Below are 17,632 nucleotides of genomic sequence, written 5' to 3'. Positions count from 1 at the left end.
GAAAAGAAAATCTTTTTTTTGAAATGAGAATAAAAAATGCTGTAAAAATCAATTGGCTGTCTGCCGCCGCATCATTACTATTGGTAATTGTGGTGGGCTTTGCTGTTTTATTATTTCAATTTTACACCAACGATGTTTACTTCAAAACCAGAAACTTCAACTTTTTTTTACTGTTTACACTGTGTTTTTTGTTTGTTCTCAATTATTTTGTTCTAGAATTCCTTTTCAGTTTCTACAGTAAAAATCAGATCCGGAGAATCACCAATATCCTTCCGGAAGACATCATACACGATTACGACACAGATTTCAGTTTCAAAGAACTCGGCGAAAAAATGCACGAGATGAATCAGAAAAATGCCGAAATGGACATGATGATGGAAATGGAAAACTACAGGAAAGAATACATTGGTAACGTTTCCCACGAACTGAAAACACCGCTTTTTTCTATCCAAGGCTACATAGAAACCCTGCGGGACGGTGGCGTAGAAGATCTCAACGTGCGAGACAAATATCTGGAGAGAATTGACAAATCTGTAGAACGTCTGCTGAATATTGTGAAAGATTTGGATATGATCAACCGTTTCGAATCCGGACAGATTGATTTGAAATTCAGCAGCTTTGACATCAATCATTTGATTCAGGAGATTTTTGATCTTTTGGATCTGGAAGCAGAACGGGAATCTATGACCATGCAACTGCAAACGACGCAATCTCAGCTTTTCGTTTTTGCAGACAAGCAGAAAATCTCTCAGGTTCTCATCAATCTAATCTCCAATGCTGTAAAATACGCCAACCGAGAGGAAGCGCAAATCATTGTGGCGACAAGAGAAGGGATGAAAAACATTCATATTTCCATAGAGGACAACGGGATGGGCATAAAACCGGAAAACTTACCAAGAATCTTCGAAAGATTCTACCGTGTAGAATCTAGCCGAAACAGAAAAGATGGAGGCTCGGGACTTGGTCTTGCCATCGTGAAACACATTTTGGAAGCGCACAAGCAACCCATCAATGTGGAAAGTGTCTATCTCTCAGGAACTAAATTCAAATTCAAATTAGATAAATCGCCACAGGAAAAAATCAAGAAACCAAAATTGCCATAAACCAATAGTAAATGGCTTCCAAAATCGCTGAATTTATAAAAATCTTTTTTGAAAAAAAATTTCTCAGAAACTTTCCTGAAAATTCATTTGTTTTATATTTGCAACATCAATCAAGCTAATAAAAGTTAAAGTAAAACAACAATGGTTTATAAGATAAGAGTAATATTAGACGCCAAAGACACGATTTTCCGAGACATCGAAATCAAAGATAAACAGACCCTTTGGAATCTGCATCTGGGCATCAAAAGTGCGTTCAGTTTACCAGGTGAGGAGTTGTCTTCTTTTTATTTTTCTGATGACGAATGGAATGAAGGCCGACCAGTTCCTTTGGAGGATATGAGTGATGATGGCGATGGCGAGATTATGTCGGATATCTATTTGCCGGAAGGTTTCCCTGCAGTGGGGGAAAAGATGAGATTCCAATATGGTTTTATCGAGCTTTGGGATTTCTTCTGCGAGCTTTTGGAAATCATAGATGAGAAGCCAGCGGTTAACTATCCTATCACGGTTTACAGATTTGGAAATGTTCCTTTGAAAGCGCCTAGCAAAACCGGAGCATCAACAGGGAAAAACAAAAATTCTACAATGCCTTTGATGGATGATGATTTTGGAGATTTCGAATCTGAGTTCAAAGCTTCCAGTTTTGATGACGAGGATGACGACTACAACGATGATGAGGAAGAAGACGGCTACAACGACGTTTTCGAAGAAGACGATGAAGATTAAGATTCTTTTCTAAATATATTTAAAGCCCGATTTTTTCGGGCTTTTTTGGCTTATAATTTCAAAGACATTTCCCATTACCTTTTCTATTTTTATGCTTCATTAGCAAATCAAAAGTTTTCTGCAAATCTGCAACAGAACAATTTTTCAATTCTTTATTAGGAACATTTTCTGATTTTGGATTGTTGGAAGAATTTGATTTCAAAATGTATTTTTTCTCAAGACATTGAGTCGCTTTTTCATTAATGATGTAAAAACGCTTTTCCGTGACATCATCCTTTGTCTCTGGTTTTTCAGTTGTTCCGCCATCAAAACTCCAAACTGTTTCGGTTTGAAAGATAAAATAAGGCTGATTATCATTAATGAAATATTGATCTACAGAAGAAAAATGACTGTGTTCAGCGTAAGAATGCTTAATTGCTTTCAAATCATTCTGATCCGAATAGAAAACGACAGTTCCAGAACTCTCATCGCAATCATATTCAAAACTTACGGAATCCAATTTCTTGCCGAGCAATTGTGAATTGGTCAATTGATAAGCTGATTTTATGTTATCAATGGTGTTTAAATCTTGATCCAAACTAGAAGAATCACGATCGGTTTTCACACTTAAACTATCTTGAGAAGTTGTAGAATTAATTGTGGATTTATCATTTTCTTTCTTGCAAGACGAGATGATGAATACACAAAATATCAAAATCAGATTTTTCATTTTTATCATTTGAATATCATCCAAACAAAAAATGTGCAATTAAAAAATAGAAACTATTTTCCAGTCACCGTTTTTCGAAAATCGATATCTTCCAAAGTCCAGTTCAGGATTTTGTCATCGGTTCCAAAGATGTCTTCGAAGTTGGGATCTACAGCATAATCTGGGAAAACACCTCTGCTTTTGTTTTCAAACTCGATATTGGGACGGATGAGGAATAAACCAATCGGAAGCACCAAATGCGAATTGGGAAGAATCACCGTATTGTTGACTCCAGCCACCGTTCCGTCGTTGGCGCCACCGGTTTCTTCGCCTACGATGACGGCGCGGTTTTCAAACTTCAATTTAGCAGAAATGATGGACGATGCAGAAAAACTGGCGCCATTTACCAAGACATAGATTTTCCCTGTAAATGCATTTTCTTTCGGTTTTGTAGGGCGGGAAGCAAACTCTCGAAAGTAGTATTTTTTATTTTTTTTGGATGAGAAAAAATAATTTCCTGCAAGAAAAAAAGGATAAGCTGGCGCACTGAGAACAGAGGAAAACACAGACTGTCCGCGGAAATAATTTTGATACATTCCGGAGGTTTTGGAAGTCATTTCAGGAACTTTTATGAGCGTAAACTTCTCGTTGGTGAGATAAGAATACAGCGTGTTGATCTCGGAAAGCGAGCCACCCAAATTGTCCCGAACATCCAAAATCAAATAATCGGATTTTGCATTTTTGATTTTTCTGAAAGATTGATCGTAAAACTTTTTGGCATAAGTCGCAGAAAAAGATTTGACTTTGATGTAAGCCACACTGCTATCAGATTTCAAGAATTTGAAACTTCTATTGTAGCTTTTTGACGCCACATCATAATCCTGAATTTTCTGATCTGCCGTCACTTTTGGAAGTGTTTTTTCTTCGCTCGCTTCTTTAGCTTTTTTCTTTTGTCTTTTTAGCTGCACCTCATCTATCACATTATCGCAGAGCGTTTTGAGCTTCACACTATCCAGATACCCATTTTCCAAGGTGTAGTAATTGAAAAAAGTAAGATTGATAAAATATTTTTGGAAAGTTCGATTTTCACCATCGGAACTGTACAGTTTTCTGTACTTTTTGATAAGATCTGCTACATTCTCTTCATTGATTTTGAGGATTTCTGTCCCCGCTTTTATTTTTCCAACATTTTCCCGATTCTCTTTCACAAAGAGTTTATCGCCGATGATTTTGTAATCCATCAAAGCAAACAAAGGTTTTTTAGTCTTGAATTCTTTTTGCTCTGCTTTGGAATATCGTCTGGATAAGGATCTCAAACGGAGATGACCTTCGTTCACGCTTGCCACCACAGGTGCAAGTTTGAAGAAAAACTCATTGGGTGTCAATGGCTTCTGGATGGTGATTTTCAGGCTATCAAATTTGTGATCCAGATTATCTTTTGAGATGTACCAATATAGATTGGGATGGAAACGTTGTAATTTTTGGTATGTGAAATCAACATCCTTTTTGAGTTCTGCAACAGGAATTCTCTTTTCTAAAAAAAGATTATTCTTCTTGACAGATTGGCAAGAATAAATGATTATTAATATTAAGACAGTAAATAGTTTTTTCATAAATGTGGCATTAAAATTAAGGTTTTTAAACCAATTGAAAATCTACTCTTCTCGAATTTAACATTTTATAACAAATATTGGTTTTGATTTTGCTAATGAGAGCTATTATGAATTTACAATCATCCATTATGAAAAATATAATTTTTGCAGTCAGCGCAGTGTTTTTATCACAATTTTCCTTGGGACAAGCCAAAGAAATAACCGCTTTTACAAACCTTAAAGTTTACGATAAAATCCCCGTAGAATTGGTCTCATCAGACATTTACAAAGCGGAAATAAGCGGAACGATGGCAGATGAAGTAGAATTGGTAAACTCTGGCGATGAACTGAGAGTCCGCATGAAACCTGCCAAACTTCTGCAGGGCGACGATGTGAAAATCATTTTATACTACAAAGACATCAATCACATCCAGGCAAGCCAAGGTGCCAAAATCACTTCCAACGATGTGATCCAATCATCCAACCTTGGATTAAGTTCCAACGAAGGCGCATTGATTGACCTTAATCTAAACACAAAAGTCGTCGATGCAAAAGTGAATACTGGCGCGGTTTTGAAATTATCAGGAAACGCCAATTCCCAAACCGTAGTTGTAAATACCGGCGGAAAATATGAAGGAAAAAGCCTATTAACTGAAATCACAAGCATCACAACTAATGCTGGAGGAATAGCCTCTGTAAATGCTACAGAATCTGCAACCGCAACCACAAGAGCCGGTGGAACCATTGACATCTATGGGAAACCAAAATCGAAAAATGATAAAAAAATTGCCGGTGGGAGAATCATTCACCATTAGGAGATTTACTTAAAACAAAAATACCCCAAAATAGGTATTTGAGAATTCGGAATCTATGGTTACATTTGTAGCATATAACCAATAAAACTCATATTATTATTTTAAATTCTCAAAAACTATCCAACCCACATTGTATTTTGTGGGTTTTTTTGTAAAAATTTTAAGTAAAAATCAATTATCATGAAAACAAAACTATTAGCAGTTGCTCTTTTTGGCTTTGCTACGCTACACGGACAACAAGCCAAAAACATCATCAAAACCAACGTGACCGGATACATTTTCCGAAACGTCAATTTGTCTTACGAGAGATCTATCAACAAGACTTTCGCCATCAATGTTGGATTTGGAATGATGCCAAAAGGCAACGTTCCAATGGTCAAAAACTTTATTGGAGAAGATGCAGACAACGAAATCCAGGATTTGAAAGTTTCCAGCACCAGTTTTACCATAGAACCTAGAATCTATCTGGGAAAAAAGTACAACAGCGGATTTTATTTCGCACCTTATTACCGCTATACCAAAATCAAGGCGGATCAAATTCAATATGAATTTTCTTACACGAAAGATGACAATTCTGAACGAGATATGACTTTGGATATGTCCGGCGACATTTCCGCAAACAGCGTTGGATTGATGATTGGATCGCAATGGTACTTTGGAAAAAACAAAAACTGGGTGATTGACTGGTGGATTGTTGGCGGACATTATGGCGTTTCCAAAGGAAATATAATAGGAATTTCTAAAAATCCTCTGGACGCGGAAGACCAAGCTGCCATCAATGAGGAATTGAACGATTTGGATATTCCTATCATTGATTACAAGGCAGAAGTCAACTCCAATGGTGCAAAAGTAAAAGTAGATGGACCTTGGGCAGGACTCAGATCCGGATTATCTTTTGGATATAGATTTTAATTAAAATTGATTAATAATAAAAGGCTGTTCATTTTTTTGAAACAGCCTTTTTTATTATTTTCTTTTTGATGATTCCCGAACGCAGAGAATTGGTTTCAAAACCAGCTTTTTTTCTATCGTGATACCTGAGAAATTATCTTTGATGCTTTCTAAAAATACATTGGCAGAAATCTTACCCATCAAAACCGGCGTTTGATCTACCGAACTGATAGACAACTCCATAAATTGTGTGAAAGGCTCATTACTAAAACCAATCACGCCAATATCCTGAGGCATTTTCAGTTTTAAGTTTTTGATTTCTTTACAAACGCCCAACGCCGTAAAATCTGAAGCCGAAAAAATAGCATCTGGTTTTATCTTTCTTTTCCAGACATTTTTCATCGCCAAAATCCCTTCCTCAATGGAGCTTCCTGTATTGATAATGTTATCCTCCACAACCGGAATTTTGTAATCGTTCAAAGCACTGATGTAGCCACTCAACCTGTGCTGGTAAATCTCCAGATTCTGATCTCCAGAAAAGTGATAGATATTTTTATACCCTTGATTGATCAAATGTTCAGTTGCCAGATAGGCGCCTTTGTGGTCATCAATAGTAATCGTGCTGATTCCTGGGACATCTTTCTTTCTATCGAAAAATATAATCGGTGTGTTGGTAGTATTCAGGATTTTACTCACATATTCCAAATCCGTCGTGTTTCTGGATATCGAAATAAAAATACAGTCCACTTGTGTATTCAGCAAAGTATTGAGTTGTTTTTTCTCAATATTGGTGTCATCGTGACTTTGGCAGATAATCACACGGTAGCCGTGCGGAGAAAGCTCTTCTTCGATTCCCCGAATAACTGATGAGAAAAAATTGGTATTGATATACGGAACAATCACGCCCACCGTTTTGGTTTCTCCACTTTGAAGCGCTTTTGCAAGATTGTTTTGCTTATAGTTCATTTCTTTCGCCGTTGCAGCTACCAATTCCTTGGTTGCCTGGCTGATTCTGGGATGGTTGTTTAGCGCTCTGGAAACAGTCGCTACACTTACATTCAGTTTTTTAGAAATGTCATATATCGTCGTATTTTTTTTAGTCATGTATTCTTTATCTGAATGGTTGTAAATATATAAATAAATCCCTGTCACTACGGATTTTTTACCTTAATTTTTTTAAAAAACAAGTATTAAATTCCGTAGCTTATCATAATCTTGCAATAATGCAATTACGATTAAAAATAATATCCTATAAAGTTTCAATTTTTAAACAATTAATAACACCATAACGACAGCAATCGCCATTCGTTTATTTTAAAATAACTTTTTGAATGTAGGAATTTTCATTGGTTTTGATTTCGAATAGTTTTACGCCTTTGCTCAAATTTTTGATCGAAATTCCATTGATTGTGTTATCGCCTTTTTTCAAAGTTCCTTTATATACAACCCCTTCTCTTTTCCCAGAAAGATCCGTCACAGAGATCTGAACTGTATTGTTATTCTGAGGAGAAAAAACATTGAGCGAAATATAATCTTTCGCTGGATTTGGATAGAATTTTGGTTCAGACTTCACTCTATAATCCACTTCTCCTGTTGATAAAAAAAGACAATCCGTTGGTTGAAGAAGCACAGCGCCAGCGCCAGCCATTACAGTTTGCTTCACGTCTTGAACCGCAATTTTATTAATGATATAAGGCGGCGTAAAAGCAACTCCAGAACCGACTGCAGTTCCCGTAGTATTAGCAAAAACATTATCCACAGATTCTGCTGCGGTGAATCTTCCGGTTTCCAAACGGATTGGGTTTCGCACATTTTCAAAATAATTACTCTCTATCAAAAGATTGGCTTTGTAACCCGCATAGATGCAATAATTATTGTTTGCACTGCTGAAGTAATTATTCAGCAAATGCACTTGCCCGAATCTCACCCTTGGCATTCTCTCACGCGCGCCACTTCCCCACCAGCAATATTGCATCGTGATTCTTAGTTTTCCATCATCCTGCGTATCGCTGTCACTCGATCCAAAAAGATTGGAGAATCTGTGATCTGCACTACCGCCAGAGCCACCGGGAATTGCAGGTTTCAGATATTGGAATTTTGTCCACGTTATAGAAATCAAATCAGAAGCATTTTTGATGTCCAGATTTCCATCCATCCCGTCTTCAAAAGTACAATGATCGACCCAAACTCTGGTGCAGGCATCTATGGTAAGGTTATCATTCCCATCGACATCGTATGCTCCAGGACCTTCGAAAGTAATATTTTTGATAAGGATATTAGAACTGCTTCTCAAAGTCAGAATTCCAGATCCGCCTGAGGTAAGATCTGTTGATATAAATCTTGCTCCGGCTAAACCTAAGATGGATTTTCCGTTTTGATTATTAAGCGTCAATCTTCCCGCAGCTGGAAAAGTAATTGCTCCGGAAACATGAATCACTTTCACATTTGCATTATTGATTGCAGCTCGCAACTGTGCGTGCGTTGTAACAACTGTAGGTGTTGCATTGCCACCGCCAGTGACGCCGCCATTTTCCGATGCCCAACCGTAAGAAGGACATTGCGCTTGAAAAACAGACACGATCATTAGGGCGATGATTAGAAAAAATTTCTTCATTGTGTAAAGAATGTTTTGATACATTAATTTGGTTTCAATCTTACATTTAATAATAAAAAAAGTTTGATGAAAGCGGGTTTCATCAAACTTTAATTAATGAAAAATTTAATTCATTTAAATTTTTAATTGTTAAATCTGCCGGTCACAGAAATCTTATCTGATGATTACTTTCACAGATTTTTCACCTGCTTCAGATTTAAGATTTACAATATAGAAACCTTTCGTGCTGATTTCGAAGTTTGTGTCTGCAGAAGCTTTCAAAGATTTTACCAAAGATCCGTTTGCGTTGAAAACATTAACCTGAGTATTTTTGGATTCTAGATTCGACAAGAAAACTTTGTTACCAGATGTGTAAGCCGTAGCTTTCATATCTTTCTTCAAGTCGTTTACACCAAGAACAGTTGTTCCAACATTGGTAGCAGTGATTTTGTAGATGTTAAGAGAAGTATCTCCGTAGATATAAAGATCTCTTGCAGGACCTACGTAATCGTAAGTGTAGATAATCCCGTCTGATGAGTTAGAGTACGTGTTTGAAGCAAGAATAGAGCTCCCAGTTCCGATGTACAATATACGATCTCCGCCGCCTCCGTTTTTGTACCAAACTTTAACTGCTGAGTTTCCATTAACCTTGAATACAACATAACGTTGTGTTGGCGTAGTATTAACCCCCGTAGAAGTAAAACCACCTCCATTCAATTTGAAACGTTTTGTTGCAGAATAACCATCGGAGAAATTTGCGGTGTTAGCCTCTACCTGTGCAAAGTTCGCAGATGTTATTGGCCCCGGTACAAGACCAAGATTATTTTTCACAGTTGCCGTAGTCTCACCAGCAATCACTGGCCAAGCCGCACTAGAGAAATCCCAAGTAGTTTGAGCTTTTACGTTTCCTACAGTAGCAACAACTGCAAATGCTAAAAGAAGTAATGATTTTTTCATGATAAAATAATTTATTTAATTGTTATAATTTTCTATGCAATCGATTACACTCATTTGTGTAACTTTTCGACAGTTCTAATATAAAATTATTATTCAATATCACGATATTTTTTTTTAATTTAATGTTAAATTAATTTAATAAACTTTAAAAACCTTTTATTCATAATAGTTTTCAGCTAATAAAATATTTCATAAATTATTGCACAGCGATATTTCTAGTTAAATTTCATGACAAAAATCAGTGCAATCGGTTGTCTTAATTTAACTAAAATCAGTAGCTATTTTCCAAAAAACGGCATTTAAAAAAAATTTTAGAATAATTAAACCGATAAAAAAAAAATAAAAATCCCTGCAAAATAAATTACAGGGATTTTCTTTGAAAAAAATTATGAAAATATTACTACTGAAATTTTAATTATTTGATCAAAACCTTCACAGATTTTTCACCAGCTTCCGACTTAAGATTCACAATATAAAGTCCTTTTGTATTGATTTCGAAGTTTGTATCAGAAGAAGATTTTAAAGACTTCACTAGAGATCCATTAGCATTGTAAACGCTGATATTTGTATTTTTAGACTCCAAATTAGAAACATAAATTCTATTACCACTGGAGAATGCATTAGCTTTTACGCTAGATTTCACATCACCAACCGCCATCGTTGCCGCATCAATGTACTCAATTTTGTAAAGACTATTATCACCAGAACCAGTTGACACCAATAAGGTTCCAGCACCACCCGCATAGGAATATTCTATTGTAGGCAAATCAGTACTACCATTGGTTGCATATGTATGCGACTTCAGAACCTTACCATCAGCTTCAGAAATAATCAAAGATCTACCGCTATTTCCACCTCTCCCCCATAATTTTACAACACCTGGCCCAGGAACATCAAACTTAACATAACGTCTTGTAGGCATCGCCGTTGTACCTTCAGCAGGATTAGTTGATCCAGAATAACTATTGCCTCCAAACGCCAAACGTTGTACCGGCACAAAACCATCTACAAACGATCCCAAATTATTAGTTGCAATAGTAAGATCACTACCACCTCTCACAAACGACAAACCATCAGCAGTTGTATAATCAGCTGTAATTACACCAGCTGTAAAATTTTTAAAATCCCAAGATTTATTTTGCGCATTAAAAGTTACTGCAGAAACCCCTGCAATCATTAAAGAAAATAATAGTTTTTTCATGATAAATTAATTTATGTGTTGATTTAAAAATATTCAATGCAATCGATTACACAATTTTATGTGTAAATCGCTGGTTCTAATATAAAATTATTTTCAAATCATCTTACAAATTTTTAATTTATTTTTTAATTCAACGTTAATATTCATTAATATAAAATTAAAAACTGCTTTAAATAAAGAACAAACTCGTTAAATGATTGTTTAATTAATAATTAAATCCATAATATTTAGTTGCCAATTTTTTTGACTTTTGAGATAATATTATGGTTAATCGATTGCATAAAAACAACCAAAAAAGTGTTCAAAAATGAATTTTGGGAAATTCTCATCATTTTTTATTTGTGCAACAAATCTATTTTGAAGGATTCCAACGGGTTGTTTTCTTGAAGATATTTTCGATCGTGTATTTTTTCATTTCCTTTTTGGAAAGCTGATGAGACCATTCTACTCTTTTGTGTGGATTTTCACCTTCTCCTTTGCTTCCAAACTCTGCATAGAAAGTAGTTTTTTCTTTTTCAGGAAACATTTTGTCGCCTTTCCAAGGGTTCCAGCCTTCTGGTATAATGTGATTTCCCATCGTGGTATTAATGAAAACTGTTTTGGCAAAAGGTCGCCAAGGTCGGCCAAGAAAAACTTTAGAAACACCTTCTTTCGCCGTTAAATGACAATCGAAAAACACAAATCCAAACTCATTTTCCTTGCTCGTTGCCGAAGCCGTAATGTAAGAATCTGATAAACTTCTAATTTCACAATTCTTAAAAACCGCAGTCGCCTGACCAAAAATAAAATCCGTCGTTCCTTCTATGTAGCAATTTTCATAATATTGTCGACTGTTGTCTTTGGCCGAATAAAGCGTATCCTGACATCCTAAAAGTTTGGAATCTCTCATCACAAATCGATCACCTTCCACGTGAAGCGAAACAGCCTGTCCTTTATTGCACCAAGTATTTTGAATGGTCAAATTGGAAATTTTGATGTCATCGCCGACAATCAAAACTGTGTAAGAATCAAAAGTTGTAAGTTTTTCGCTGGTTGCTGGATTCAGTTTTCCTGAGTAATCATCGTTGGTGATGATTGTTGTTTCTTTGTTTTCGCCTTCCAAAGTGATTTGATGTTTGGAAGATGGAATCACGACTTTCTCTTTGTAAATCCCTGATTTTATTTTAATTAAAGCTTCGCCCGGGCCCAAATCTCTCAAAGAGTTTATTGCTTTTTGGATGGAATTAAATTGTCCGCTTCCGTCTTGTGCAACCATAATTGTGATGTAAGGATTTTGCGACATTGCCAAAATCGAAAAGAGAAAGACGAAAATGAAAGTGATTTTTTTCATTGGAAAATTGACTTTAATGGTGAGTATTTTAAACGCAAAGATTTATTTTTCTAATGCGTACTTTTAAGTGAGCAAAGATGGAATCAATAAATTGATTTTGATAAGTTTGAATTTACAGTATGCTTCATCAGCAACTTGTTTGCAATCTTTGCTTTCTAAAATTATTTTCAAAGCAATTTAATCTTTGCGTTTGAATTTCTCTATTTAATTTTATTTTTTCAAAACTTTATCCAAAAACTTCACAGTGTAATCCAGAGTTTCATTAAACCAAGGCTGAACAAGCCAAAAGGAATGTGGTGAATCTTTGATTTCGTGGACTTCGTAATAGATTTTATTTGTTTTAAGAATTTTAATCATATCATCTCTTCCGCCGTGAAATCTGGGTTGAGAACTGTTGATGAAAATAGTTGGAGCCGTATTTTTCCCGACATATTCCAAAGGTGAAGCTTCTTTCCAAAGTTCGAAATTTTGGGATTTTGAAGCGCCAAACCAGTACGACGCATAAGTTCCTTCCTCAGATTCGGGATGGATAAAAGATACAATTCCATCTATGTTTACGATGGCTTGAACTTTATTTTTTACACCAACCAAAGTGGCCAATTGTGCGCCTGCCGAATTTCCGCCGATTGCGATTTTGGTTTTATTTAATGAAAATTCTTTGCGGTGTTTTTTGAGGAATTTCAAAGCATCTTGGATGTCTTCAACTGCTGTCGGATATTTGGCATCGTCGCTCAAACTGTAATTGATCGTCATCGCCACGTAACCTTTGGAAGCCAATTCCTGAGCGAGAAATCTCTCATTTTCCTTACTTCCGGAAATCCAGCCACCGCCGTGAACCAAGATAATTCCGGGATATTTTTGAGACGAATTTTCGGGATAATAAATGTCTGCTTTCAAAGACCTTCCGTCCGAATTTTTGTATTCTATATCTTTTGAAACTTTGATGTTTTTTGGAAAATCAAGATTCAAAGGTTGGATGAATGGATGTTTTTTCTTGAGTTTTTCGAAAGTTGATTCTATATTATAAGGTTGCGCTTTTGGTCTTTCGATGGTTTGTGAATGGATATTTGAAACCGAAATCCAAAGCACAAAAAAACGGATGAAAACACTTTTAAAAGTTTCATTTTCTGTTGTTTTAAAATTCACTTTTCTTGTTTTCATCCGTTTAAATTGTATTATAAACTTTGTCAAAGTTTTGAACTTTGGCTACGCCGAATCTACGATTTGACAAAGTAATGTTTTGATAACAAATCCCATAGCCCCGATTGCAGTGGAAATCCTTTTTTGCGTAGACTTCTCGTTCTAAATTATGAACAAAAGGTGACGCAAAAAAGATTGCAACGGAAAGCGGGATTAAGCTCCTAAAAATTTTATTTCACAGCGTTTTTCGCCACTTCTTTGGAAACAGTGATTTGCTCTTTGGCAACTGTTTTAGGAAGTTTTACGTTTGCGCTTTTATTCCCTAAAACTTTGATTGTTGGTTTGTTATTAGCAGATTCCAACGTCAAACCTGAGATGTCAACATTCTTGCTGTTGTAGATGGTTGCACCCGTTCCTTCGCTGTATTTTAATTTTACATTTTTCAATGTGATTCCGTCCGCATCTACTATGGATAAAGCTTTCTTCGTTTCAAAGTTAGAATCTTCTATCACGATGTTTTTAAGATTCATCTCAGACAATCCGTACAATGTCAACGCTTCGTAAGAGTTTGTTGCATTGATATTTTTGAAGAAAACATTTCTGAAAACTGGCGTTTCATCCGTCACAGGAATTTGTTTTTCCACTCTTTTTTCGTCGTCCGCACTCTGGTCTTCCTCGATGATTGGGGAATTACCTTCGTAGAACATATTGAAACCAATCACCTGCGCCGGAATATTAATCATATCAATATTGCTCATCCAGATGTTTTCTACAACGCCACCTCTACCTCTCGTGGTTTTGAAACGAAGTCCAATATCTGTCCCAATAAAGGTACAATCTGACGCGTGAAGATTCTTAACACCGCCAGACATCTCGCTTCCAATCACGATTCCGCCGTGTGCGTGATAAACTGTATTGTTTTTGATGACAACGTTTTCTGTCGGAACACCTCTGTCTCTACCGTCTTTGTCTTTTCCGGATTTGATACAGATCGCATCATCGCCAACGTCGAAAGTATTGTTGTAAATCAAGACATTTTTGCAAGATTCCAAATCCAATCCGTCGCCGTTTTGAGAATACCAAGGGTTTCTGACATTCAGATTTCTAAGAATCAAGTTGGTGGACATCAATGGGTGAAGATTCCACGCTGGAGAGTTTTGGAACGTTGGCCCATCAAGCAAAACTTTGTCGCACTCCACGATGCTAACCATCACTGGACGAAGGAAATCTTTTACTTTTTCCAAATCTGCTCTGCTTGTCAATTTCTCAGGAACGTTGAAGTTTCCAGTGCTTGTAAATCCTTTTTTGGAACTTTCACTTGGGAACCAAATTTTCTTATCGTCTGACAAAACGCCACCTTTTGATAGCAATTCTTTCCATTGTCCGTCGGTCATTTTTCCTTTTTTTACATATCTCCAAGCATCACCACTTCCGTCGATAACGCCGTTTCCTGTGATGGCAATGTTGGCTGCACGTTTTGCAGAAATCGGAGATTGGGTACGAGTTGTATTAAGACCTTCGAAACTAACGTCAACCAAAGGATAATCGTTGAAATCTCTACTGAAAATAATCATTGCGCCGTCTTCCAAATGCAGATTCACATTGCTTTGAAGAACAATGGGACCTGTCATCCAGATTCCTCTTGGTACAATCACTTTTCCACCACCTTTTTGGTTGATGCTTGTGATTGCTTTTTTGAATGCTTCTGTATTTTTCACAGTTCCGCCAGCAACTGCGCCAAAATCTTTGATGCTAACCGAAGTCGCTGGGAAAGAAGTCTCCGCAACAGTTGGCATTTTGAATTCCAGATTTTTGTAAAGGTCAGCTGTCTGCAATTGCGCAAAACTGTTTGCGGAAAATAATGTCGCTAAACTTAACGCTAATAATTTAATCGTTTTCTTCATTATACTTATTTTATATTTTTAATTAGCCTTGTCAAGGTTTGAAATTTTGACAAGGCCTTGTTCTACTTCTTACTTACAATTTTTTTAAATCCGTCATAAACGATTTGTGCCACAGCTTTCGCGCCTTCTGGCTGGAAATGCGTATCGTCTTTTTGTCCGTTTGGATAAGCTGGATATTTGCCTTCGGGAAGATTCATAAAATACGTCGTGGTCACAAAATCTTTTCCTTTTGCGTTGAAAAACTCACGAGAAAGTTTGTTAAGGTCGATGAAATCTACCTTTTGCTCCTGAGCCACTTCTATCATCGCCTTGGCATATTCTACGTGACTGTCGCCCAAAACGCCGTCTTTCCAAGGATAATTTCGGGAAACCGGCGTTACCAAAATTGGTGTTGCACCTTTCTCGCGAACTTGATGAATGTACAATCTCAAATACTCTTTATAACCCGGAATATCCACGTATCTATCGACTTTTTTCTCAGATTCGTCGTTGTGACCAAACTGGATTAGAACCCAATCTTTCTGTTTTAGATTTTCAAAAATATAACGCCATCTCCCCTCTTGGAAAAAAGTTCGTGTGCTTCTTCCACCTTTGGCTTTGTCAATCACCAAAACGTTTTTCGCCAATGGAGATTTAAAAGTTTTGAGACTGTCCGCAACAAAAAATTCTTGAAAAACGCCTCCCCAACCTTGCTGTGGATAACGCTTTTCCTGATAATTGCTCTCCAAACTGTAATCTGTCAAAGTAGAATCGCCAGCCAAGAAAATGTTGGTTGTGCTCTTGTCTTTGGAAGGTTGAACGATTTTTTCTTTCTGATTATCTTGTTCCGTCTGCGCAGAAATCATCAACGATGCTGAGATGAAAAATGCGGTGGATATATTTTTAAAAGATAATTTCATTTTTAATATTAATAATTGATTTTACTTTATTTTTTGGTAATTCTGAAAAAGTCAAAATCTGCGTAACCGCCTCTTGAAACTTTTGGGTCGCTCACAGAATAGATTCCGACTTTTGCGCCAATCCATTTTCCTGGTTTTGCTTGGAAAGTTTCGCCGATATTTTCAAATTTTTTCCCATTCTCGCTGTAGCTGAAAGTGCAAATTCCATTTGGCTCTTTGACATCTACTTTCAGATAGGCTTCGTTTGATTTTAATTTGATTTCGTTAAGGATTTTCTCCTCGCCACCTTTTTCGGCTTTAGGTGCTTTTCTTAATTGAAGATAATAACCATCAGGCTTATTTGTGATTACAAGAGAAGCGTGGTCAGTTCCCATTACCAAAAGTCCAGCAACTTTGCCTTGTTTGGCATCTTCAGGAAACAATTTCACTTTGGTTGTCGCCACGAAGTTTGGAGCAGGAAATTTCTGAGTCAATAAGTTTGGAACGTTCCAAAGATTTTTTGCATCCTCAGGCGTTTTAATCGAGAATAATCTCAAATAATCTTTTCCCGGAATTTTCGCTGACCAAACTACATTTTCATTAGCGCTCCATTGCCATTGCAATCCAATTTTATCATCATTGAATTCATCTGATTCTGCAGGTGTTTCAATTGGAAACGTTTTGCCAACTTCTGGTTTTCTATAAGTCAAAACTGGTTCGCCAATTCCGTTTTTGTCTGTATCAATTCCCATTACCGGCCAATCTTTTTCCCACTTCATTGGTTGCAGATGAACGATTCTTCCGCCCGCATCCACATCCTGAAAATGGTAAAACCAATCTTGCCCGTTCGGCGTATCTACCCAAGCGCCTTGGTGTGGACCGTTGATTGTTGATTTTCCTTGTTCCAAAACGATTTTTTCCTCGTAAGGACCATAAATATTCTTCGACCTTAAAACCAATTGCCAACCAGTTGCAACGCCACCAGCTGGAGCAAAAATGTAATAATAGCCGTTTCTTTTATAAAATTTTGGACCTTCAACTGTTGGATGCGCATCGTGGCCATCGAAGATATGAACGCCTTTGTCCAGAACTTTTGTTCCTTCCGGATTCATTTTGTTGATGGTCAAAATACTTTTAACTCCTGCTCTGCTTCCTGCCCAACCGTGGACTAGGTAAACGTTTCCGTCGTCATCCCAAAGTGGACAAGTGTCTATCAAACCTTTGCCTTCCATTACCAAAACTGGTTCTTCCCATTTCCCAAAAGGGTCTTTGGTTTTCACCATAAAAACCCCAAAATCTGGGTCGCCCCAATAGATGAAATATTCGCCTTTGTGAAAACGAATGCTTGGTGCCCAAACGCCATTTCCTCTTTGTGGAACCTTGTAAGTTTCTTTGGGAATCAAATCTGTGATGGCATAATTTACCAATTTCCAATTCACCATATCTTTGGAATGAAGAATCGGTAAACCCGGAATTTCATTGAAGCTGGAAGCCGTCATAAAATAATCGTCGCCAACACGAATTGCGTCTGGGTCAGAATAATCTGAATATAAAACGGGATTCTTATAAGTTCCGTTTCCTAAATCTGAAACCCAAACCTCCGAAACGTAAGGTTTTGTTTTTTGTGCATCCAATTGATTGATTGACAAGGCAAACAATGAAAGGATGATATGTTTTTTGTTGATTTTCAAAATTTAATATATTTTTTTGAACGCAAAGTCCGCTAAGTTTTTTTTGAACTTATTGAAAATATTTTTAAGGTTCGCAAAGACGTAAAACTCATCAAAGAAAAACAATTAAGATTTCTAAGAATT

The 17,632-nt window shown here is 36.7% G+C and carries 15 protein-coding genes; 4 read left to right on the top strand and 11 right to left on the bottom strand.

The genetic code is table 11. The features are described 5' to 3' along the window. Positions 1-23 precede the first annotated feature (23 nt). A complete protein-coding gene (locus tag B0I22_RS15610) occupies positions 24-1,103 on the top strand; it encodes a sensor histidine kinase (RefSeq protein WP_133946434.1) in 1,080 nt (359 codons plus the stop codon). A gap of 141 nt (positions 1,104-1,244) precedes the next feature. Continuing rightward, complete coding sequence (locus B0I22_RS15605; RefSeq protein ID WP_133946433.1) at positions 1,245-1,829, top strand: IS1096 element passenger TnpR family protein; 585 nt, start codon at positions 1,245-1,247, stop codon at positions 1,827-1,829. 58 nt (positions 1,830-1,887) lie between these two features. Here the strand turns inward: B0I22_RS15605 and B0I22_RS15600 are convergent, their stop codons facing one another. After that, the gene (locus tag B0I22_RS15600) at positions 1,888-2,538 is read right to left on the bottom strand and encodes a hypothetical protein (protein ID WP_133946431.1); all 651 of its coding nucleotides are present in this window, start codon (positions 2,536-2,538) and stop codon (positions 1,888-1,890) included. A gap of 53 nt (positions 2,539-2,591) precedes the next feature. Continuing rightward, the gene (locus tag B0I22_RS15595) at positions 2,592-4,130 is read right to left on the bottom strand and encodes a S41 family peptidase (RefSeq protein WP_133946429.1); all 1,539 of its coding nucleotides are present in this window, start codon (positions 4,128-4,130) and stop codon (positions 2,592-2,594) included. A 128-nt stretch (positions 4,131-4,258) separates the two neighbouring features. Here B0I22_RS15595 and B0I22_RS15590 point away from each other — a divergent pair, with 128 nt between their 5' ends. Both B0I22_RS15590 and B0I22_RS15585 read left to right on the top strand, forming a co-directional pair. After that, positions 4,259-4,924 (top strand): head GIN domain-containing protein, encoded by a 666-nt coding sequence (locus tag B0I22_RS15590; RefSeq protein ID WP_133946427.1) that lies wholly within the window; start codon positions 4,259-4,261, stop codon positions 4,922-4,924. Between the two features lie 180 nt (positions 4,925-5,104). Beyond that, a complete protein-coding gene (locus B0I22_RS15585; RefSeq protein WP_133946425.1) occupies positions 5,105-5,836 on the top strand; it encodes a DUF3575 domain-containing protein in 732 nt (243 codons plus the stop codon). A 54-nt stretch (positions 5,837-5,890) separates the two neighbouring features. Here the strand turns inward: B0I22_RS15585 and B0I22_RS15580 are convergent, their stop codons facing one another. From B0I22_RS15580 to B0I22_RS15540, 9 genes are all read right to left on the bottom strand, one after another. Beyond that, the gene (locus B0I22_RS15580) at positions 5,891-6,919 is read right to left on the bottom strand and encodes a LacI family DNA-binding transcriptional regulator (RefSeq protein WP_133946423.1); all 1,029 of its coding nucleotides are present in this window, start codon (positions 6,917-6,919) and stop codon (positions 5,891-5,893) included. Between the two features lie 205 nt (positions 6,920-7,124). Continuing rightward, positions 7,125-8,429 (bottom strand): T9SS type A sorting domain-containing protein, encoded by a 1,305-nt coding sequence (locus B0I22_RS15575; protein WP_133946421.1) that lies wholly within the window; start codon positions 8,427-8,429, stop codon positions 7,125-7,127. 153 nt (positions 8,430-8,582) lie between these two features. After that, positions 8,583-9,365, bottom strand: a complete 783-nt coding sequence (locus tag B0I22_RS15570) for a T9SS type A sorting domain-containing protein (protein WP_133946419.1) — start codon at positions 9,363-9,365, stop codon at positions 8,583-8,585. Positions 9,366-9,780: 415 nt separating this feature from the next. Beyond that, positions 9,781-10,566, bottom strand: a complete 786-nt coding sequence (locus B0I22_RS15565; protein WP_133946418.1) for a T9SS type A sorting domain-containing protein — start codon at positions 10,564-10,566, stop codon at positions 9,781-9,783. 352 nt (positions 10,567-10,918) lie between these two features. Beyond that, entirely contained in the window at positions 10,919-11,896 is a 978-nt protein-coding gene (locus B0I22_RS15560) for a pectinesterase family protein (protein ID WP_133946416.1), read from the bottom strand. A 210-nt stretch (positions 11,897-12,106) separates the two neighbouring features. Continuing rightward, the gene (locus B0I22_RS15555) at positions 12,107-13,057 is read right to left on the bottom strand and encodes an alpha/beta hydrolase (RefSeq protein WP_133946414.1); all 951 of its coding nucleotides are present in this window, start codon (positions 13,055-13,057) and stop codon (positions 12,107-12,109) included. Between the two features lie 209 nt (positions 13,058-13,266). Beyond that, the gene (locus tag B0I22_RS15550; protein ID WP_133946412.1) at positions 13,267-14,940 is read right to left on the bottom strand and encodes a glycoside hydrolase family 28 protein; all 1,674 of its coding nucleotides are present in this window, start codon (positions 14,938-14,940) and stop codon (positions 13,267-13,269) included. Between the two features lie 62 nt (positions 14,941-15,002). Then, complete coding sequence (locus tag B0I22_RS15545) at positions 15,003-15,839, bottom strand: rhamnogalacturonan acetylesterase (RefSeq protein ID WP_221411238.1); 837 nt, start codon at positions 15,837-15,839, stop codon at positions 15,003-15,005. Between the two features lie 26 nt (positions 15,840-15,865). Then, a complete protein-coding gene (locus B0I22_RS15540) occupies positions 15,866-17,503 on the bottom strand; it encodes a glycoside hydrolase family 43 protein (protein ID WP_133946600.1) in 1,638 nt (545 codons plus the stop codon). Positions 17,504-17,632 lie beyond the last annotated feature (129 nt).

It is taken from the genome of Epilithonimonas xixisoli (assembly GCF_004365655.1).
GTDB lineage: Bacteria > Bacteroidota > Bacteroidia > Flavobacteriales > Weeksellaceae > Epilithonimonas > Epilithonimonas xixisoli.
The sequence above is the reverse complement of the archived record's forward strand: the minus strand, read 5'-3'. Positions and strand labels throughout refer to the sequence as shown.